This window comes from Endozoicomonas sp. (genome assembly GCF_031844845.1).
GTDB lineage: Bacteria > Pseudomonadota > Gammaproteobacteria > Pseudomonadales > Endozoicomonadaceae > Endozoicomonas.
In genome coordinates this window covers 1-21,662 of the sequence record NZ_JAVRMB020000295.1, presented here as the reverse complement: position 1 = coordinate 21,662, position 21,662 = coordinate 1, and the positions used below count along the sequence as shown (strand labels likewise).

Annotated in this window: 16 protein-coding genes and 1 pseudogene; 11 read left to right on the top strand and 6 right to left on the bottom strand. The window is 47.9% G+C overall.

The annotated features are described in order from the left end of the window. Together RM811_RS16130 and RM811_RS16125 are read left to right on the top strand one after the other, a co-directional pair. Positions 1-198 (top strand): annotated as a pseudogene (locus RM811_RS16130) (hypothetical protein); the annotation flags it as partial. Positions 199-368: 170 nt separating this feature from the next. Continuing rightward, the gene (locus tag RM811_RS16125) at positions 369-1,586 is read left to right on the top strand and encodes an ROK family protein (protein WP_402526310.1); all 1,218 of its coding nucleotides are present in this window, start codon (positions 369-371) and stop codon (positions 1,584-1,586) included. A 108-nt stretch (positions 1,587-1,694) separates the two neighbouring features. Here the strand turns inward: RM811_RS16125 and RM811_RS16120 are convergent, their stop codons facing one another. Then, entirely contained in the window at positions 1,695-2,921 is a 1,227-nt protein-coding gene (locus RM811_RS16120; RefSeq protein ID WP_402526307.1) for a protein-tyrosine phosphatase family protein, read from the bottom strand. 460 nt (positions 2,922-3,381) lie between these two features. Here RM811_RS16120 and RM811_RS16115 point away from each other — a divergent pair, with 460 nt between their 5' ends. After that, on the top strand, positions 3,382-3,639 hold the full coding sequence (locus RM811_RS16115) for a hypothetical protein (protein WP_402526304.1): 258 nt from the start codon (positions 3,382-3,384) through the stop codon (positions 3,637-3,639). Between the two features lie 43 nt (positions 3,640-3,682). Here RM811_RS16115 and RM811_RS16110 read toward each other — a convergent pair whose 3' ends face one another. Next, a complete protein-coding gene (locus RM811_RS16110; RefSeq protein WP_402526302.1) occupies positions 3,683-4,414 on the bottom strand; it encodes a hypothetical protein in 732 nt (243 codons plus the stop codon). A gap of 38 nt (positions 4,415-4,452) precedes the next feature. After that, a complete protein-coding gene (locus tag RM811_RS16105) occupies positions 4,453-6,591 on the bottom strand; it encodes an FAD-dependent oxidoreductase (protein ID WP_402526299.1) in 2,139 nt (712 codons plus the stop codon). 146 nt (positions 6,592-6,737) lie between these two features. Between RM811_RS16105 and hemB the strand changes: the two genes are divergently transcribed. The 4 genes from hemB (at position 6,738) to RM811_RS16085 (ending at position 14,304) form a co-directional block, all read left to right on the top strand. Continuing rightward, positions 6,738-7,736, top strand: coding sequence for a porphobilinogen synthase (hemB, locus tag RM811_RS16100; RefSeq protein WP_402526297.1), 999 nt, complete (start codon positions 6,738-6,740; stop codon positions 7,734-7,736). A gap of 269 nt (positions 7,737-8,005) precedes the next feature. Next, positions 8,006-9,541 carry a hypothetical protein gene (locus RM811_RS16095; protein ID WP_402526294.1) on the top strand — a complete coding sequence of 512 codons (1,536 nt, stop codon included), beginning with the start codon at positions 8,006-8,008 and terminating at the stop codon, positions 9,539-9,541. Positions 9,542-9,795: 254 nt separating this feature from the next. Beyond that, a complete protein-coding gene (gene ppk1 / locus RM811_RS16090; RefSeq protein ID WP_402526292.1) occupies positions 9,796-12,003 on the top strand; it encodes a polyphosphate kinase 1 in 2,208 nt (735 codons plus the stop codon). A 369-nt stretch (positions 12,004-12,372) separates the two neighbouring features. Beyond that, positions 12,373-14,304 carry a protein kinase domain-containing protein gene (locus tag RM811_RS16085; protein WP_402526289.1) on the top strand — a complete coding sequence of 644 codons (1,932 nt, stop codon included), beginning with the start codon at positions 12,373-12,375 and terminating at the stop codon, positions 14,302-14,304. 60 nt (positions 14,305-14,364) lie between these two features. Here RM811_RS16085 and RM811_RS16080 read toward each other — a convergent pair whose 3' ends face one another. Next, positions 14,365-15,294, bottom strand: a complete 930-nt coding sequence (locus tag RM811_RS16080) for a carbon-nitrogen hydrolase family protein (protein ID WP_402526287.1) — start codon at positions 15,292-15,294, stop codon at positions 14,365-14,367. Between the two features lie 85 nt (positions 15,295-15,379). Here RM811_RS16080 and RM811_RS16075 point away from each other — a divergent pair, with 85 nt between their 5' ends. Next, positions 15,380-16,180, top strand: a complete 801-nt coding sequence (locus RM811_RS16075; protein WP_402526284.1) for an NRDE family protein — start codon at positions 15,380-15,382, stop codon at positions 16,178-16,180. 320 nt (positions 16,181-16,500) lie between these two features. Further along, entirely contained in the window at positions 16,501-16,941 is a 441-nt protein-coding gene (locus RM811_RS16070) for a hypothetical protein (protein ID WP_402526282.1), read from the top strand. Positions 16,942-16,954: 13 nt separating this feature from the next. On the opposite strand, the gene ptsP is transcribed toward RM811_RS16070, so the two are convergent. Then, complete coding sequence (gene ptsP, locus RM811_RS16065; RefSeq protein WP_402526279.1) at positions 16,955-19,231, bottom strand: phosphoenolpyruvate--protein phosphotransferase; 2,277 nt, start codon at positions 19,229-19,231, stop codon at positions 16,955-16,957. Between the two features lie 140 nt (positions 19,232-19,371). Next, positions 19,372-19,863: an RNA pyrophosphohydrolase gene (rppH, locus tag RM811_RS16060; RefSeq protein ID WP_402526277.1), complete on the bottom strand. Its 492-nt coding sequence runs from the start codon at positions 19,861-19,863 to the stop codon at positions 19,372-19,374. 490 nt (positions 19,864-20,353) lie between these two features. On the opposite strand from rppH, the gene RM811_RS16055 reads away from it, so the two are divergent. Both RM811_RS16055 and RM811_RS16050 read left to right on the top strand, forming a co-directional pair. Then, a complete protein-coding gene (locus RM811_RS16055) occupies positions 20,354-21,010 on the top strand; it encodes an HAD family hydrolase (protein WP_402526275.1) in 657 nt (218 codons plus the stop codon). A gap of 29 nt (positions 21,011-21,039) precedes the next feature. Continuing rightward, the gene (locus RM811_RS16050) at positions 21,040-21,369 is read left to right on the top strand and encodes a DOPA 4,5-dioxygenase family protein (RefSeq protein ID WP_402526272.1); all 330 of its coding nucleotides are present in this window, start codon (positions 21,040-21,042) and stop codon (positions 21,367-21,369) included. Positions 21,370-21,662 lie beyond the last annotated feature (293 nt).

The window sequence follows — 21,662 nt, the reverse complement described above, 5'->3', positions numbered from 1 at the left end:
CCACCGAGATCTACACCGTGTATCTTTCGTCGGCAGCGTCAGATGTGTATAAGAGACAGGGTCAATGCCGCCCGTGCCATCCATGCAGATAATGAGATGGGCAGTATTGCTGTAGGTCAATTTGCCAATATTGCTATTTTTGATGATAGCTTCAAAATGCACGGCACGGTCAGCGGTGGTGAACTGAAGTTCAGCTAATGACCCTGACTCCCATGCTCCGCATGGGAACAATAAGAGTTTTTTGGAACCACGAAGAACACGAAGAGCACTAAGGTTTTTGAAAGATTGCTTCGTGGCCTTAGTGTCCTTCGTGGTTCCAGTGCTTGTGCTATTTTCGCGACAGTCTCGGAGCGTGGGAACGAGGATTAATGACTACTGTAATTGCCAATCTGGATTTCGTAAAAGAGCGGAACATTTCTGCGGTCTACAAGGCTATTGTTGATCATGGCTCCATTTCCAGAATTCAGATTGCCAGACAGTGTCGTCTGGCTGCCGGTAGCGTTACCCGTATTACCCGGCAGCTGATAGAAGCAGGTCTGATCGTTGAACAGGAACAGCAAGCATCCGAACGGGGTCGGCGAGCCACTTCATTAGCACCAGCCCAGGAAAAGATACAGATTCTGGCCGCACGAGCCGGACGTACCAAGCTGCATCTGGGTCTATGTGACCTCTCTGGAAAACTGCTGGCCAAATACTCTGAACCTATCCAGCCACTGAATCAGGTTGAATTTACCGAACAACTGATAGCAACACTCAGAAAGTTTCTTAAAGCCCATAAAAAGCATATCCGTTGCCTGGCTGGAGTAGGGGTTACCACTCCGGGACTGGTCAATTCCGCCAAAGGTGTCATTAGCTATATGCCTCACCTCTCAGTGAGCAACCTGCCTCTGGCAGAGCAGGTTTCTGAGGCGCTCGGCATCCCTTGCTTTATCAACAACTTCATTTCATCCATGGCGTTGGCGGAGTACAACTTTGGTGTCAGCCGGGGATTTAAGAACAGCCTGTTTGTCAGTGTCCACAATGGTGTGGGGGCGGGCATGATTCTGGATGGCAAGCTTTATGAAGGCAGTACTTTGGCCGTTGGTGAGCTTGGCCATATTCAGATCGATCCCCTGGGAGAACGCTGCTACTGCGGCAACTTTGGTTGTCTGGAAACACTGGTTTGTAATCCGGCCATCGAGAAACGCTGCCATAAACTGCTTGAATCCGGCGTTCCCAGTCTTTTAAACAAAAGCCTGACAAAAAAAGCTGATATTACGGCGATTTGTGACGCGGCTAATGAAGGTGATCAGCTGGCAACTGATCTGCTGAAAGAAGCAGCAGGCAATCTTGGCAGGGCCATCGCCATGAGTGTCAATTTGCTCCGCCCGGACCGGGTTGTTCTTGCAGGAGAGATCTGCGAAGCATCCAACATCATTCATCCGGTGATCAAACACTGCCTCAAAACACAAACGGTTTCAGTAAATGAGAATCTTGAAACAAAAGTCGTTTATTCAAAGCTTTATGAGAGCCCATGGTATGGAGGTTTTACACTGGTGAGAAGAGCGCTGCTGGAAGAAGGGTTACTACTGAAACTGCTCCTCTAAGAAATAAAGCGTTGACAACAAAAGTTCGGAGCCTGTGCCATAGAAATCTTCAGACAATAGTCAACGGTTCCGGACAGCACATCAGTCAGTTTTTTGGGCGCGATATGCTCACATATAAACGTATTCCTCTGAAACAGTACCGATAGGACTTTCGATACGCAGTTTTTTGCTTTCTGCGAAGGGCTCCATAATCAAAGGTCCGGCTGACTCACACTTTCTTATAACCTCACTGGTTAAAATCCCTGTAATTTTCAGGGCAAAATCAACAATCGTTTTTAAGGCATTTTTTTCTATACACCGGGGCTCATGCCGCTGACATCGAATATGGTGAACAAGTCTGACAATCGTTGCAACAACATTGTCTTTTGTTAAACCTGTTGTATTTGAAAGTTGGTGCATCACGGCCAAAGACGGGCTCCGATGCCTGCCTCCCTCGCAGTGTATCTGGATATTACCTCCAGAAATCCTCCCGACAATTGCTACAGTAGTCTCAGGATTCTCCAGGGGGAAAGAGTCGCTCCAGCAATATATCTGATCAACAAGAACGGTTTTTGTTTTTCCAGCATTGTTTGTTAGCAGGACTTTCACTTCCTGTGACTCTATTAATGGCTCAATGGGATTAATATCCTGGATTTCAATCTGGTAATTATTGGTAAATTTTCGCTTATCACCAGCCTTTATACTGGCATCCTGATAACTGCCAGCAGAAGCCATCATGTAGGATGGATGCATGCCAAATTGTGCTAAGGCAATGACTTTCGTAACATCCTGCTGAAAAACCAGCTCCCAGAATTCAGCGGCCCAGGTTTGGTCATTTGTTTCTGTCCTCTCAGCCAAATACATGGAATGAACAAATAATTTCTGTTTTTCGGAAGTGCCGGTGATACCGGTAGCGTTCGCTACTGAAGCCTGATCAGGCACTGCTTTATTTTCCCGGTCAACCTGATAGAGCATATGCAACCCTGCCCCCCCCTCCACGGCCACTGGCTCTCCTACTGCCAGACAGGCCTTAGCTGACAATTTCCATCCAATATCTTCAACCATTTGATCTTTTTCACTTTTTTGTGATTTAGTGACATTCAGGTTAAGGCTCAATCTCCTGGCTCTTAATTGACGCCTTTCGCTTATGCTTTTAGTTGGATCCTGACTCGAGGTACCGCTCGCGCTTTCAGAAACTGTATGAGTACGGGAAAAACACTTTTTGGCTAGCTTTTCTGGCGATTTTGATGAATTGCCTGCACCACCGGTTCCCTGAGCCTTATGCCCGCTATCCAGGTTGAGGAAAAATTTATTGACATTTGATGCTTCAGGGGATGGAGAAGGGGAAGTCGTCATTGAAGTTTCTCATAGAATCAGGATAAATCAGTACGTCACAATTTAGGCACTGTTGTTATAGATTTCACTTTCATCTAAGAGACAATAGTAATACTGATAAAGTTCATTTGATTTCTATTTTTTATATAATAAAACATGATAAAAATAAGCCCATAAAAACTATAATCAGGCATTAACCTACCGCTACGGCACCCTGAAACCATTGCGAAGCTGGAACCCGGTCTGGGCTAATTTCCATCTTTAATACTGAAATATTCAGGGACGCTGTTAAGACAAAGAACTGGAAGGATAAATTAACACTCTGGTTCAAACGTACTGGCTATCGACCAGCGGATGTTGCCAGCCCAATGAAAATGCCCGATATTCACGCCTAAGAGAACTATAATCCTGACACCGGCAGTGGCCTGAAAATTTACTCTGTGATTCAGTTTGCCATTCTCGTACTGGCTCCCCTGTTTTCATGGCCACTAATCACAGTACGCCGTATGTTTTCAATGCACTCTGGACTGCTGTTCTGACACTCAACCTGATGGGTATAGGCTGGTTACTGGAAAAATACATCGGATTGTTATTAATTGAAGCCATCCGCTTTACCCTGACGGGCGCAACTATCTTTGTATCCAACGGTATATGGTTAAATTTGCTGCCTGACCTGACAGCTTGTTGTAATCACTGGTTCGGTGTCGTTTATCGTGCTAATTATCAGCGGTATCGGTAAACTTGAAAGTTACCGGGAGAGCGACACTGCGAAAGTAACAGGCTCATAGTTGCTGGCTCTGTCCGTAAAGGCGATATGCCTCCAGAGCTGACGCTTCATCCACCAGCATCTTCTCAAACTGCTTAAGCTCACTCGCCATGGGAGAAGAAGCTTTGGGAGTCTGCAGTTCGATTTTCAGGTCATTTTCATGGATGATCGACAACTTTAGATGATGATTAGCCTCAAGATAAGCTTCATCAGCCTGCTGAAACTCATCAGAGGCTTCAGCAGCAACACAGGCTTTCAGGCAGTCAACAATTCGGGCACGATCCGCTGTCACATTAGATTGTCCACGCCCCTCCAGGAGGTCCAGCCAGAGCTGCGACTGTTCACAATCCAGCTGTAACTTTCGTAATTCCCGGTCATCAGCACCCTCAGCCCTGCATTCGCCCAACCGCTGCCAGGCGTCCTGATTCTTCTGCAGCACCAGTGCGATCATCGTTCCAAGTTTTTTCTGTTGATGAATTGGCTTAAGACGGGAAACCATCTTGTAGACAGCAATTGGCAGGAAATTTTTGATTTTCGTTCGAAGGCTTTTATTGTTGGTTGTGAGGCATCCTTGTACGGCAGAAGGCTGAGAAAATGGCTCGGTCAATATAACACTTCGATTTTTAAGGATTTTTTTCAACTCTTTGATAATCTTCTTATCGTCGCTGACGGTGGCCGGTTCTAACTTCGGGCTTCTTGTTATTGGGCTTTCTATCGGGTAACCATCAGAGGGGTCCGGGTCGCTCATTCAACATCCTTATGTTTGCTATGACCCATTAAGAATAGTCAATGGCGCATCCATGCGTGATATTTTTCCACAAGGGATAATACGCCCCGGGGAGCATGAGCTTTCTTCCACTCTCCCGCAGCGTACTTATTGGCTTCGCTCAATGTTGGGTAGATATGGATAGTGCCCAGTATTTTGTTCAGGCCCAGACCGTGTTTCATAGCGCTGATATATTCGGTGATCAGTTCTCCTGCATGGTATCCAACAATGGTGACCCCCAGGATTTTATCCTTACCGGGGACCGTCAGCACTTTCACAAAGCCCCGGGCCTCTTCGTCAGCAATGGCACGGTCAAGGTCTTCAATATCATATTTGGTGACTTCACAGGCAATACCCTGTTCCCGGGCTTCCTGTTCATTCAGGCCGACCCGGGCAACTTCAGGATCCGTGAAGGTACACCAGGGAATCACTGAGTAATCCACCTTGAACTTTTTAAAACGACCAAACAAGGCATTCACCGCACAATACCAGGCCTGATGGGCTGCAATATGGGTAAACTGGTAAGGCCCGGCAACATCACCACAGGCATAGATATTGGGGTAACGGGTTTGCATATAGTCATTAACGTCAATGGTTCCCCGGTCAGTCAACTCAATACCCAGCGCCTCCAGCCCCAGGTTTTCAGTATTGGCTTTGCGGCCCGTAGCAAAAAGGACCACATCAAAATCGATCTCAACCTTCTGGCCTTTAAAGCCCGCTTCCAGAAACTGACGCTCTTCTCCGGTATACGGTTCCAATACTTTCTGAAAGGCTCTGGCTTCATGCTTGAGTCGTAAATCAATCCCCTCACGAACAAACTGCTCCATCACCAGCTGAGAAACGTCTTCATCCTCGCGATGCAATAATCGGGTACCGTGATCGATCTGAATCACCTGCACACCCAGCCTGCTGAATGCCTGAGCCAGCTCGCAGCCAATGGGGCCACCACCAATAACCAGCAGTTTTTCCGGTTTTTTGCGCAGCGCCCAGATCGTATCCGATGTGTAATATTCGATGTTCTCAAGACCTGACAGTGGTGGCACATAAGGACGGCCGCCACTGGCAATAACAATGTTTCTGGAAGTGATTATTTCGCCATCCACCTCCACTTCCCAGGGACTGATCAGCCGTGCAGAACCGCTGATACAATTCACCCCCAGGCCTGAGTAACGTTCAACGGAGTCATGGGGTTCAACCTTGCCAATAACACCCTGAACCCTCTCCATTACTCTGGCGAAGTTAACCTGCCCCGACACATTATCAATGCCAAACTCATCGGCCCGCTTCAGGTAATGGGCTATTTTGGCGGAACGAATCAGCGCCTTACTGGGAACGCAACCGGTGTTCAGGCAATCGCCACCCATTTTGTGCTTTTCAATCAGTGAAACTCTGGCCTTTACTGCTGCCGCAATATAACTGCTCACCAGTCCGGCGGCGCCGGCGCCAATCACGGTCAGGTTATTATCAAACTGTTCTGGCCGGCCGTAACGGCTGTACAAGCGACGGCGCCTCAACCATTCAATTTGTATTCTGGCAATCCAGGGAAAAAAACCTAACAGAATAAAAGAGGCGATCAGAGATGGCGTCAGAATCCCCTTGAGAGAAAGCTCCTCAACCAGCCCAAGCTGAACACCGGCATTCACGTAAACAGCGGTTCCCGGTAACATGCCCAGCTGACTCACCCAGCTGAACGTCCATACCCGCATGGAAGTCAGCCCCATCACCAGATTTATTACAAAGAAAGGTACGGCAGGAATCAGCCTGAGTGTGGCGAGATAAAATGCACCATCCTTTTTCACCCCGTTGTTGATGGTGTCCAGATAACCTGAAAACTTCTGCTCAACCCAGTCCCTTAACAGGGTGCGTGAGAAAAGAAAGGCCAGTGTGGCACCCAGGGTGCTGGCAAAAGAGGCCAGTAAAAGCCCCGGAAGTAATCCAAAAACGGCACCGGCGAGAACGGTCAGCACCGCCGCACCCGGCAGTGATAATCCGGTGATGGCCACATAAATAGTAAAGAAAATGGCTGCCGTCAGGGTCGGGTCATCTTTGAGGAGCCCCTGAAAGAAATCCCGGGTGAGATACTGCTGACCGTCCAGGGTGTAAAAAGCACCGATCGCCATGGCAAACACGGCCAGCAAAAGCCATTTCTTCTTATTCATAACGCCTTCCGGTAGCGAGATTCTGTTGACACGACAATTCCTGAAAACACATAAGTTCTTTTCCGTATAATGCCATCCATACTGTCAAATTAGAAACCGGGGCTGTGTTTAACAACCTCAATGCCACCTCACCAGGATAAATAAGTATGATCCAGCGCCCTTTTCCTGCTGCCCGCCCAAGACGAATGCGGTACAACGACTTTTCCCGCCGCTTAATGCGGGAGAATCAACTGTCTGTGGACAACCTTATTTACCCCCTGTTCATTGTGGATGGTCATCAGCAGCGTCAGTCGGTTGCTTCCATGCCCGGTGTTGAGCGACTGAGTATTGACCTCCTGCTTGAAGAGGCCGCGGAGCTGGTAGCGCTGGGTATCCCTGCCATTGCCCTGTTCCCGGTCACCCCTGCTGAAAAGAAGTCAGACCTGGCAGAAGAGGCCTGGAATCCTGAAGGTCTGGCTCAACGTGCGGTAAGGGCACTGAAGAACCAGTTTCCCGAGCTGGGCGTTATTACGGATGTAGCCCTGGACCCGTTCACTTCCCATGGTCTTGATGGTCTGACCAATGAAGATGGCTATGTGGTGAACGACGAAACCGTCGAAGCCCTGGTACGACAGGCACTCTCTCACGCTGAAGCCGGCGCGGATATTGTTGCCCCCTCTGACATGATGGATGGCCGTATTGGTGCCATTCGCCAGAGGCTGGAAGAAGAAGGCCATATTAATACCCGTATTCTCGCCTATTCCGCCAAATATGCGTCCAGCTATTATGGCCCATTCAGGGACGCAGTAGGCTCTGCCGGGAATCTGGGCAAAAGCAATAAGTTCAGCTTCCAGATGGATTTTGCCAATAGTGATGAGGCGCTCCACGAAGTGGCTGCAGACTTGGCTGAAGGTGCTGATATGGTGATGGTCAAGCCCGGCATGCCTTATCTCGACGTGGTTCGTCGGGTTAAGGACGAGTTCAAAGTACCCGTCTTTGCCTATCAGGTCAGCGGTGAATACGCCATGCACAAGGCTGCAGCGGCCAATGGCTGGCTGGATGGTGACGCGGTAATGATGGAATCGCTGATGTGCTTTCGCCGGGCCGGGGCTGATGCCATCCTGACGTATTTTGCCAAGGATGCGGCAAGATTATTGAAAACCTGAAAATGGGAACTTTCTTTTGATTTTTCGATCGAATACGTAGAGGCCAAGTGGTCAGCTACTGATATCGAAAAACAATGCTACAAAACATCGACACCAGAAACCCGGGCAATGTGCCCGGGTCAGGCTTAACACAAGAAATCGAAAACCCTGCAGTGCACGGGAGACATTCCAGTGGAACTTCGGTCACCCGGTGCGAAGGAAAGAAACTTATCCCTGCGCCTCTCAATATCAAACGTCCAGATCACACGGACACTCAGACCGCCAGAGTCGTGGAAGCACGTCCCCAGCACCGGCGGCAGCCTTCTGCCAGCCAGACCGCCATAGGAATGAAACCTGTTTATCAAGATCAGATATCACCTACTGACCTGATACTTCAACAGCAAGTCTTTACCCTGGCAAAGCAAGGTCAATGGAATGAAGTGGAAAAAAAAATCCGTTCTTTGAAGCCAAACCTGCTCAAAAGCGAAATTGATGGGCATCTTATCCATCTGGCGGCAGCAAAATCGGGTTCTCTTGAAGTCCTTACCTATTTAGTCAGCATCAAGGGACAGATCAACCTGATTGATAAACATGGCCACACCCCAGTAATGATTGCATTCAAGAATAATCGCGGCTGGATAACCATAGATACGCTATTGTCGGCTAAACCAGACCCGACAATACGAGATCCTGATACCCGGATGAATCTACTTCGTCTGGTTATTGGAGCCGGGTACTACAATCACTTCGTCACGCTGGGTCAAGCGCATTCTGAACTGGTCTGGCAATTGGATATTGATCAAACCAGCCCCGTAGCAAAGGCCATGGAAATGGGACTCATAACACGGACGATAGCTGAGAAACTCTTCGGTCACGATAATGCCGCCTGTCACGATAAGACTCCGAAGCACCGTGCCATAAGCGCATATTCACGACAATCAGGACAACCTGACCCAATCGCTGCGAGAAGAAAGCAATCAGCAGCAACCGTGCAACAGGACTTAAAAACTGGAAAACAGGTTGATGAAGCCTTCTGGGAGAAGATAAAAAAAGCCGCCCCTACCAATAACAAAGAGGAAATACGCTCCCTGTATGCAAATAGAAACGAACATTGCTTTGATGAAAAATATGGAAGGTATGACCATGTCGCCTTTATTTCCATCATGGATGACAAGAAACGATTAGAACATACCCTATTCCTATACCCACCAAACTACAAAGCTGACCTCCATTTATGGTCTGTACAAAATCCTTCAGAGGATGATCACCTGATCAAGACTACGAAAAAGCTCACAAGTAACAGTAAACTCATCATTGATGGTCATGGTCCTTTGATGGCCAAAATGTCCGGTGGTGATTTTGCGTTCCGGCTAAACAACCTGCTGAACGACCATTGTATTGACAACCAGACTCCGCGCATAACGCTTACCGGATGCAAACCCGCTCACGCCACAAAAAACTTGAGCTTTGCCGAAGAGCTCTCCAAAACTCTGGCATTACTGAATCGTGAGACTAAGATCACCGCAGCTACCGAAAAAATCTTTTTCACCTCCAATGGCACAGTTCTGTGTGCAAAAACAAAAATAGATAAAAACAGCTGTCACAGAGTGGAATGCTGGCAGGGGGAAAGTACGTGGTTGAGCCCTGTCACCCAGAAATACTGGGGTTTTTGTAATATAACTTCCGAAAATCGGCGCACTGACCTCATTAAAGTTCTGAGCACGGAACCACATAGGACAAGGACAAGGACAGTTATCCAGAATAAATATGAGATTCAGGGTGCCCCCGGATTACAATCATTAATCCCGGGAATTGTCCAAAAATAATGGCTGTTTCCAAATGAGGCATATATTTAAAGATTCCTTATCGTCCCGTAAGTTCGATAAATCACATCTATATGAAAGTGGCACTGCATAATTCTGATAGAATTAAAATAATAAAGCGACATTCTCCCTGCCTATGTTATTACCGCTTAGAGAGTTGCCTGCTTAACGAGCCATGAATACACCATGGATCAAATACCAGAACCCGGTCACCATGCAGCGTTTGCGTCGCTATTTTTTGCCGAATAAGAGGTCATATGGATAATCCCCAACAGTCGGATGTTCAGGACACCCCGGATGTTCAGGACACCCAGGACCAACCATCCGAACTCCCTGAGCCGACGCCCAGCAAGGCTCCCAAGGTAAGTGACTACCAGAACTCCGATTACTACATTAACCGTGAACTCAGTCATCTGGCCTTTAACTTTCGGGTTCTTCAGCAGGCGCTCAATGATGAGTATCCATTACTGGAACGTTTCCGCTTCCTGCTGATTTTCAGTTCCAACATGGATGAGTTTTTCGAAATCCGGGTTGCGGGCCTGATGCAGCAGGTGGACTTCTCCCGTGAGCAGGTAGGCCTGGATGGCATGGGTCCACAACAGGTATTGAAAGAGATCGCCCAGAAGGCGAAAGAATACGTAGACCTGCAATATAAAATACTCAATGACACCCTTTTGCCATCCCTCAGAAAAGATGGGATTCGCTTTTTACGGCGCAATGAGCTGTCAGAAAAACAACAGGCCTGGATCAAGCGCTTCTTCTACCACGAAATAATGCCCATCATCAGCCCTATTGGGTTGGATCCTGCTCACCCATTCCCTCGACTGGCCAACAAACTGCTCTGCTTTATTGTTTCACTGGAAGGAAAGGATGCTTTCGGGCGAGATACCGGTATGGCGATTATTCCTGCACCACGGTCTCTGCCCCGCATTATTAAACTGCCTGACGACGTTTGTGATGGTCGGAAAAATGATTACGTCTTCCTCTCATCAATTATTCACCGTCATGTCAGCGACCTGTTTCCCGGCATGGATATCAAAGGCTGCTATCAGTTCCGGCTGACCCGTAACAGCGACCTGGATCTGGAAGATGAAGTGGAAGATCTGGCCAAAGCGTTACAGGGTGAGCTACTCTCCCGCCGCTACGGTAAAGCCGTGCGACTGGAAGTGGCGGATAACTGCCCGCAACCATTGGTGGATTTCCTGTTAAAAGAGTTCGGACTCAAGGGCGATGATGTTTATCAGGTGAACGGGCCGGTTAACCTGACCCGGATGATATCTATCTGTGACACCAATGATAAACCTGAGCTGGTGTTTCCTCCCTTTACGCCGGGTTATCCCAAAGGACTGCACAGCAAGCGCAAGCACAGTAACAATGTACTGGATCTGGTGGCCAAGCAGGATATTCTGCTGCACCATCCCTTTGAGTCATTTACGCCCGTGGTTGATATGCTCCGTCAGGCAGCAAAAGACCCGAACGTACTGGCTATTCGCCAGACACTCTATCGTACCGGTGCTCGCTCAGAAATGGTCGACGCCCTGGTAGAATCGGCCAGGCAGGGTAAAGAAGTCACGGTTGTGGTGGAAATTCGTGCCCGCTTTGATGAAGAAGAAAACCTCGCCCTGGCCGCTCGCCTGCAGGAAGCAGGAGCCGTGGTGGTATACGGCGTGGTGGGTTATAAAACCCACGCAAAAATGATGCTGATTGTTCGTCGGGAAGGACGACAGATTCAACGCTATGTCCATCTGGGCACCGGCAATTATCACACCGCCAATGCCCGTCTCTATACCGATTACAGCCTGCTGACCTGTGACAAGGTGCTGGCTAACGACGTTCATAAAATATTCCAGCAATTAACCGGTATGGGCCGTGCAGTTCGGGTTCGTAAACTGTTCCATGCGCCATTCACCCTGAAGAAAGGCCTTATCGACCTGATTAATCAGGAAGCAGCCAATGCCAAAGAGGGCAAACCCGCCCGCGTTATCATCAAAATCAACTCCCTTACTGAGTCAAACATTATCAAAGCCCTGTTCAAGGCATCCCAGGCCGGGGTTGAGGTTGAGCTGATTGTGCGAGGCATCTGCTGTTTGAGACCGGGTATCGCAGGACTCTCAGAAAATATTCGGGTTCGCTCCATTGTTGGCCGCTTTCTGGAACATACCCGTGTTTACTATTTCGAAAATGGTGATGCGGATGCCCTGGTCTACTGCTCCAGCGCTGATGCCATGATTCGTAATCTGGATATGCGAATTGAAACCTGCTTCCCTATTGAAGACCCAAAGCTTGCCGCCCGGGTGAAAAAAGAGTTGGATCACTACCTGACCGACAATACCCGCAGCTGGCAATTACAGAGTGATGGTCATTATGAAAAGAACAAACCGGTTCGCGGGCAGCGGCGGCGGAATGCTCAGGATCGCCTGCTGGAGGCCCTTGCGGTGATTACCAACAAGCCTTCTTCAGAATAATAACGTCACAATAAGTCCGGAAGTTATTCATCTGACTGACTCCCGGGTTAGCTGACGATTTATTTAAGTAAGTTTTCATCCGCAATCATTTTTAACAAAAAACCTCTAAACACTCAAATCCTTCCGGATCAAACTTGTAAAAATTACACATATGTACTAAACAGACCTAATCAACTTATTTTCTCGACCCTCTACTCCATTTGCACTTTTGTAGGCTAAAGGATTCCCTGATCGCAGTGCGTGCGGTAAACCAATCCTTTAACAGGCTGAAAGAAATGCGTCAGACCAACAAAATGTAATGGAGGTTCATAATGGTTGACTCATCCGTAAATCAACAACCGACCTGATGCACAAAAAGGTAGAATATAAATGGAAACAAGAACTGATATTCCGGCGCATCCTCAATTAAAATTTGCTAAGCCAACAGACACAACAACAGACACAACAACAGACACAACAACAGACACAACAACAGACACAACAACAGACACAACAACAGAGACAACAACAGACAATCATTTATTTCATGGCCTTAAGGTCAGAGAATGCAAAGATTCAATAACAGGCGAAATCGGCCTGGACGATAAACATCCTGAACCCGCCCCTAAAACTCATCGCAATATCCGCGCGCTGTCAGAAAAAATAAAACAAACAGTGACTGAATATTTGACAATCACATCACCCCCAACACTTGATTTGTTTTTTGACAGCCAAAAACTGAAAAAAAATATTGATCAACTATTTGCAGAACTGCCAAAAGATATTAATAAAAGACACACAGACTTTTTCCACAACCTGCAAAAAACCATTACTGAATTAAAATGCACTGCTGCACAAACAGTGTCAAAAGAAATGATCATCCGGGAGCATCATGCTTTATGTGAATCTTTGTCTCAGTTGTTTAAAAACGTCAATGACCAACTCAATAATATATTTTCTCTCTTTGACCACGGTCAAAACCAGTTGTCAGTCGAGTTAACGTCAGAAATCAGAGAAAGAATGGAATATTTTTTTGATCAATGCTGTTCAAGTTATCACGACGACTTAGTCGATTTGCTTTCAGATAACAACCTCAGCCATTTATTATTGGAAAATCAAAAAACATGTACAGCTGTATCGTTTACCCAATCAGAAGAAATTATCAAGATAGCCTTTACTTACCTCAACCACAAACAACAAAATGGGTTTGAAATAGATAAAGTGATAAAAACATGGTTATCTAATTTAATAACCGAAATACATTCAGGACCTTTTAGCAATGTTTACTATTTCAAGCCTTCTCTTATTCCCTTAAAGGGAGATTTTGATCACGATGGCAGAAAATTCCACAAACATTATTTTGTGAAAAAACAGAAATACATAGGCAGGGAAAACAACATTGACATGGAGTTCAAAATACTCGATTCATTAAATTTACCGGCTAAATGTCATGAATCCACAGTAGATTCTCACGGAAATCATTATGCTCTGATGGATGATGCTGGCATAGACTGCTGTGATTTTATAAATTCAAACATTGATAGAAATTTAAACACAAACACAGAATTGACAAAGTTTTTTTTATATGAATACTGCTGCCAGATTCTTGATATGCATAAACGGGGAATTGTACACAATGATATCAGAATTGAAAACCTCGTTATTCAACCAGGGTCAGGCGCAGTATCTTTGATTGATTTCGGAGTAGCTGAGGAAAATACTCAAAATAAGTTTTACTGTAAGATTGGTAGTATGGCGTCTTATGCACCAGAAAGGCTTAACAAGAATAAAGCGCATACCTGCAAAGCTGACATTTTCTCTCTCGGTATTTTTATTGCAACCATGCTTACCTGCACCCATCCCCTGAGGCAGCTAATCTCTGCAGAAAAATATTTTCCTCTGGATCAATACCTACCCATGATCGAAGAATATAGAAAATCTATTGATCCATCACCATATCTGGATGAGGGTGCCAAATCACTGATTACCAATATGCTTGAAGTAGATCCGGAAAAACGCTATTCCATTCAGGAAGTTTGTGACCACCCATTCTTTGCCGGAATATCTAAGACAAGATTATCACTGGACAGCGAATATAATGAAAAGTTACGAGTGCTGGCACGATGCCAGGATGATGCGCAACATTCAAACATCGTTAAAGAGCTGAATATCATTAAAAGTTCAATAGATAGGCTGAACCAGAAAGCTAAAGAAACACACCAGACACTGGCAAAGATAGCACCTCGCACAAAGCTAAACCACGTAGATGGTTATGTAACTGAGGCCTTCGGGGTTGGCCCTTGGGGACTGTCCGGAAAATAAAAGCCGGAATAGTTCTCCGGAAAAACCCGCGGTATCCCCGCCAATGATTTCTGGTGGTCTTTATATCCGGCGGTGATTATGACAGGGCATTTTCCGGCGAACCTCAGCCAGTTCCTCCAGGTTAAGCTCTGCCACAATCACCGCAGTCCCTTGTGCAGGGGCTTCTGCAAGAATGTCTCCCCAGGGAGAAATGATCATACTGTGTCCCCAGGTTTGCCTGCCATCCGGGTGTGTTCCCCCCTGATTAGCGGCCAACACATAGCACTGGTTTTCGATGGCCCTTGCCCTGAGCAGTGGCTCCCAGTGGGCGGCACCGGTCACTTTGGTAAAGGCTGACGGCACTGTCAGAATGGTTGCGCCCTGATTCACCAGGTAACGATATAGCTCGGGAAAACGGAGGTCATAACAAATAGACAACCCTATTTTTGCCGGCCCAATGTCTACCAGCTCAGGTCTGTCACCCGGAATAAAATCATCAGACTCCCGGTACTGCCCCTTACTATCAGACACATTTACATCAAACAGATGCATTTTGTGGTAACAGGCAACTTCTTCTCCCTCAGGGTTATAAACAAAACAGGCCGCATGGCTACGACCATCGCTGTTAGCATTGACCGGTAAAACACCACCAATCAGCCAGCAGCCAAATTCTTTTGCTATCGCTGCCATCCAACTCATCACCTCATCCGCTTGCAAAGCCAGGGAAGCCTGCGAACCACCCACCATGGCAAAGCACTCTGGCAGTACAACAATGTCTATGTTGTTTTGTTGATGAGCCTTCAGCGGGTGAAAAGCCTTCAGCGGGTGAAAAGCCTTCAGCGGGTGAAAAGCCTTCAGCGGGTGAAAAGCCTTCAGCGGGTGAAAAGCCTTCAGCGGGTGAAAAGCCTTCAGCGGGTGAAGAGCCATTAGCTGGCGCTCAATTTCAGTCAGATTCTCAGAAACATCCAGCCCCGAACAAAGCTGGACCACTGCTACTTTCAGACGGCTCATTATTATTTCCCTCATGCTTTTTAACTGAATGGATGGTAGTTTGTTTCTCGTAAGACCTCATAGAAACCACAAGAATATAAACCACATGTGCCTTATTGTTTTCTCCTGGCAACCAGACAACCAGTACCCATTTATTCTCGCCGCCAATCGTGACGAATTTTATCACCGCTCGACACAGTCTGCCGGTTTCTGGGAAGACTTCCCCAATGTGTTTGGTGGCAGAGATCTTGAAGCTGGCGGTAGCTGGATGGCCATCAATAAAAATGGTCGCTTTGCCGCTGTTACCAACTATCGGGAAGTACCCGCTCCTTCAGGACTGCGATCCAGGGGAGAGCTGGTCTATAACTTTGTAACCGGTTCCCAGCCAGCGCCCGAGTATCTTTCTGCTCTTGCGCATTCTCTTGCACAAGAGGCTGATCAATGGTCAGGATTCAACCTGCTGGTTATGGACGCAACGGGTCTTTACTACTTCACCAACCGCACAAAAGATACCCAATTATCCCCTCTGCCTGCTGGCACATATGGCCTGAGCAACCACCTGCTGAATACCCCATGGCCAAAACTGTTGAGAGCACGGGATAATTTTTCAGCAGCGATTACGCAATCAATACCACCGGATAGCAGCCAGCTCATTGAGCTGATGGGGGACAGTTATCAGCCCCCGGAAGAACAATTACCGGATACCGGTATCAGTAAGGATGCAGAGAAACGACTTTCCAGCTGCTTTATTGCCAGCAAAGATTACGGTACCCGAAATACCAGTGTATTGATTATGGATAACCGGAACCAACTTCAGTGGGTTGAGCAGGGCTATTTACCGGAAGGCGTCACTGGTGAGCGTCAGCTTCACAAGATCCACATAATGCAACCAGATCAACTAAGCTAGGAAAGTGTCCAAAACGGCTGTTTCTTCCAGGAAAGCTGTAATTAAGAATATACCATCGTCATCCCTGCGAAGGAGGCTGTCGCAAAAGGGAGAATTAACACCCAACCGTCATCCCCGCGCAGGCGGGGATCCACTGCTCGAGATAAACTCCCACCCTCGAGATGGATTCCCGCCTTCGCGGGAAAGACGGCAGTGGTAGTAACTGGCATTTAAGACCTTTTGCGACAACCTCGAAGGAGGGAGGGAATGACGGAGGGTTGGTACTTTCGACAACGCCACTTCCCCACCAGAATCTGCACCTTTTGATCTGAGGCTTATCCATGCTTGTCCGTATTTGCCCTGCATTGCTGTTATGTGTATCCCTGCTATCCACCCAGGTTCTGGCCAATGATGCCCTTACTCAGGAAAACTGGGTGGAGCTTGGCTCGGCTACAGCAAGGGTTAGCGAGAATAACTTAACGATTTACCCCAAGACTGAAGAATCATTCAGCAAACTTCGCTTTCATATCTCCCATGGTGCTGCCATTTTGCACCAGGCCAGAGTTTACCTGGTCAAAGGCGATGTCTTTCACGTAAACCTGCAAAAAACCCTTAAAAGCAGCAAAAATGGTGAAGACGGGGAAGATTACTCACAAACAGTGCCACTCATTACTTCCCAGCAGAGCCCCATAGAAAAAGTCATGGTGTTTTATAAATTTAAACAGCGGCAGAACCCGTCAAAGCAGGTCTCTCTGGAACTGCTGGGTGTTCCTGCTGAATGAGATTAACGGTGGGCTAGAAACGGCGGCTTTTTATCCCCAGAACCTTCCCCATGCCTTCTTTACACAGGGCAAGTTCCAGTGAGCTTCGAATAACCTGGGCATTGTCGTGCTTCATTAAATCTGACAATATCTTTTTCGCCTGTTCCATACTGATCCGGCGCAAAACCCATTTTACCTTCAGAAGGTTAACGGCACTCATAGAGAGCATATCAAAGCCCATCGCCATCAGTAGCACCGCTGCCGCCGGATCACCCGCCATCTCACCACAGATACTGACCATCTTGCCCTCTTTATGGGCATCATCAACCACCTTTTGCAAGGCGTGCAGTACGGCCGGATGAAATGAGTGATAGAGATCCGATACCCGTGGATTATTGCGATCCACAGCCAGCAGGTATTGAATCAGATCATTAGAGCCGATGGAAAGAAAGTCTACCCGTTGAGACAGGTCTTTGACCATGTAAACAGCGGCAGGAACTTCCACCATCACCCCCACCGGCGGCATGGACACCGGAAAGCCTTCTGCCAGCACTTCTGCATGAGCCCGATGGATCAGGTGCTGCGCTTCCTCTACTTCAAAAATGCTGCAAATCATGGGTAACATAATCCGCAGATTATCCAGCCCGACACTGGCTTTCAGCATGGCCCTTACCTGCACCAGAAATATTTCCGGATGATCAAGGGTCACCCGGATGCCTCGCCAGCCAAGGAACGGGTTATCTTCTTTTATGGGAAAATAGCTGAGGGACTTATCACCGCCGATATCCAGCGTTCTCATGGTGACGGGTCTGGGTGCAAAGGCTTCAAGCTGATAACGGTAGATCTTTTCCTGTTCGGACTCACTGGGAAAACGATCCCGAACCATAAAAGGCACTTCTGTCCGATAAAGCCCGACACCTTCGGCTCCCCGGTCGAGAGAGCGAATCGTATCGGTCATCAGGCCGGTGTTGACCCAAAGGGGAATCCGGTAGTTATCGGTGGTCTCACAGGGAAGATCCCTGATGGCCTCCAACCCTTTACTGAACTGGTTCTCTTCTTCGAGAACCTCGGTGTAATAATCCAGCAATTCCTGAGCGGGAGTGGAATATACAAGACCAAGATTACCATCCACAATCAGTTTTTTGCCCGACAGCTTATGAGACGGCAGGTCGACAACGCCCATCACCGTGGGAACCCCCAAAGCACGGGCAAGGATGGCGACATGAGAGTTACTGGAACCTTGCATGGACACCAGCCCGGCCAGTGACTCTTGCGGAACCTCTCCCAGCATAACCGGCGAGAGTTCTTCACTGATCAGAATGGTCTTCTCAGGATACTCAATCCGGGCATGCTCGCCCTGCTGAAGGTAAGAGAGCACCCGCCGCCCAAGATCCCTGACATCCGCCGCCCGTTCCCGGAGATAATGGTCATCCATCATTTCAAAGTTACGGACATGTTCTTCAATCACTTGCCTCAGGGCACCCTGGGCCCACGAGCCACCGTGAATTCTGTTCTGGATCTCCTGCCCAAGGGCATGGTCATCCAGCATCCTCAGATAGACATCAAACAGGGCCTGCTCTTCTGCCGGCAGTCGGTCAGACAGCCGTTCAGCAGTGTCCTTCATCTCCTCACGCACTGCGGACAGCGCACTGTCCAGAAGCTTGAGTTCTTTTTCAATATCCTTACAGATTCGATCAGGAACAGCACTGAGATCAGCGGGAGGCATAATCACTACCGCATCACCAATAGCAACACCCGTTGCACCGGCACTGCCCTGGAATCGGGCTATTCTGGTTTTATTGGAAGGAGTGGCAAGATTATTGATTGAACCGATTGCCTGAGCATGAGCAATAACACCGGCCAATTGAGCAGACATGGTGATCAGGAAGGCTTCTTCATGCTCATCAAAGCGTCGTTGTTCAATCTGTTGTACCACCAGAACGCCCAGAGTGTTCCGGTGATGGATAATAGGAACCCCCAGAAAAGAGGTCAGGCGCTCTTCACCGGTTTCACGGATGTAATGATATTTGGGGTGTGAAGCGGCATCTTCAAGATTGATGGGCTCTTCACGAAGCCCAACCTGACCCACCAGACCTTCTGAATGAGAAAGAGTAACCTGCCCGACAGCAGAGGGGTTAAGCCCCTCCGAAGCCATGAGGGTATAAGAAGTACTCTCGGTATCATAAAGATAGACTGAGCATACCTCTGTTTTCATCGCTCCACGAACCCGCTGCACAATAACCTGCAGTGCCGTCTGAAGATCGGAGGCAGAACTGACTTCCTGTACGATATTGCGCAGGGTGTTTAGCATGTCTATTACATACCCGGTCTGATATTACTTACTCCAACTACTTTAACAGTACAATAACAATTCATGGCAAATTATATTGTCTTGTAATGTCCGTCCTTAATATATAGAAAATGACAGATAGCTGAAAATAGCATTCCCCGCTATTCGTCATTTGCCTGCAACTTCCCAATCCTGGGCACCAGCTCTTTTAAAGCCCTGCGATACACTTCCCGTTTAAACGAGACCACCTGGCCAAGAGGGTACCAATAACTCACCCAACGCCAACCATCAAACTCCGGTGAACCCGTCTGGTCAACCCGGATACGGTCATCATTGCTCAGCAGCTGCAGCAAAAACCATTTCTGCTTTTGCCCAATGCACAGAGGTTGCTGATCCCTGCGGACTAACCGTCTGGGGAGGCGATAACGCAGCCAGCCCCGGGTACAACCAAGGATTTCAACATCTTCGGGATGAAGACCAATCTCCTCATACAGCTCTCTGTACATCGCATCTTCCGGCGTTTCCCCGTCATTAATTCCACCCTGGGGAAATTGCCAGGCATCTTGCCTGATTCGCCGTGCCCACAACACCTGACCGTGATGATTCGCCAGGATAATGCCTACATTTGGCCTGAATCCATCGATGTCAATCACGTATATGGCTACCTTAGGAGTCACCATGCAGCAATGGGAATTGCTCCAGCAGCCCAGAACATAACCATAGCCCCAAACCAAAGCAGACCATGAAATTTATTCTTCAAAGTACTCTTCAAAGTACTCTTCAAGGTACAACAGGAACCAACACCATCACTTTTCGGTGACCACTTAAATTATTTCTTGTCACGCATTGTTTCACAAACTGACGGGGCACAGCAAACAGGCTTTTCCTGAAATGGCAGCCGTTTATGAACAAGGCGGATCAACAGACATAAAATAATAAAAAACCGTGAATTGAATGCTCACAGAACTGGCACAATGCATGGCAATAGAACAGAATTAACCGCTGATAAGCCTGCAGGCTTATGCCAGCAAAACCTGAACAGCCATGAGCCGGAAATGCGGCCTCACCCCGAACCATGAAAATGGGTGCGCGCTCGATTGGCGGCATTTTCACAATAAGAAACGACCTTGATAAGGATACTCAATGGCTCTCGCAATCTTTGATCTGGACAATACCCTTATTGCTGGTGACAGCGATGATCTCTGGGGCGAATTTATGGCCGCCAATGGCCTGGTGGAGACTGAAACCTTCAGGGAAGGCAATAACCGCTTCTACGAACAGTACAAACAAGGCGTTATGGATATCCGGGAGTATCTGGATTTCTCCCTGCAGCCACTGACGCAATTGACCCTTGATGAGCTTGAAGCCTGGCATGGCCGGTTTATGGAGCAACAAATAGCGCCAATCCTTTTAAAGAAAGGTCGGGAACAGATCGAGATACATCGGCAACAAGGTGATCACATTATGATCATCACTGCCACTAATCGCTTTGTGACTGCTCCCATTGCGAAAGAGTTTGAGGTTGATACTCTGCTGGCTATTGACCTGGAAATTCAGGATAACCGCTATACCGGTAAAGTCATTGGTACACCCACCTACCAGCAGGGTAAGGTGACCCGTCTTCAGGAATGGCTCAACGAACACCCTGAGCACACAATGGCAGGTTGCTACTTTTATAGTGATTCCAAAAATGACCTGCCTTTACTGAAAAGGGTCGACAACCCGGTGGCTATCGATCCAGATCCGGATCTTGAGAAATTCGCAACAGCAAACGGCTGGCAAATCACCAGCTTTCGTTAATAAGGCTGATCAGGCAAAGGAGTATTCATATGGCTGATCCAACCGGTTACCACGCCCATATCTATTTTGATGAAAAAACCATAGAACAGGCAGAAAAACTGGCTGCCGGGGCAGGCAGCTTTTTTGACCTTACGGTAGGCCGGGTTCATAGAAAACCGGTTGGGCCACATCCAATGTGGAGTTGCCAGCTGGCATTCAAGCCAGAAGCGTTTGGAAAAGTGATCCCCTGGTTGTCCATGAACAGAAATGGCCTGACTATTTTCATTCACGGGGATACCGGTAATTTCATCAGGGATCACACGGATCATGCCATCTGGATGGGCTCAATGATGGAGCTCAATCTCTCCGATACAGAGTAGCCAGAGTTTAGACCGCTACCCGCTACCCGCTACCCGCTACCCGCTACCCGCAAAAGCGCTAGTGCAGCTGAGCTCTGATACCCATACTACCGTCATTCCCGAGAAGGAGGGTGTTGCAAAAGGGCAAAACACCCCCCGACCGTCATCCTCGCGAAGGCGGTTGTCGCAAAACCCTCCTCGCTCCCACGCTCTGCGTGGTAGCGCCAGGACCGAACCACAGACACGATTCCTGTGGTTGGCTATGCATTCCCACGCAGAGCGTGGGAACGAGGTTCCTGGTGGGTTTTGCGACA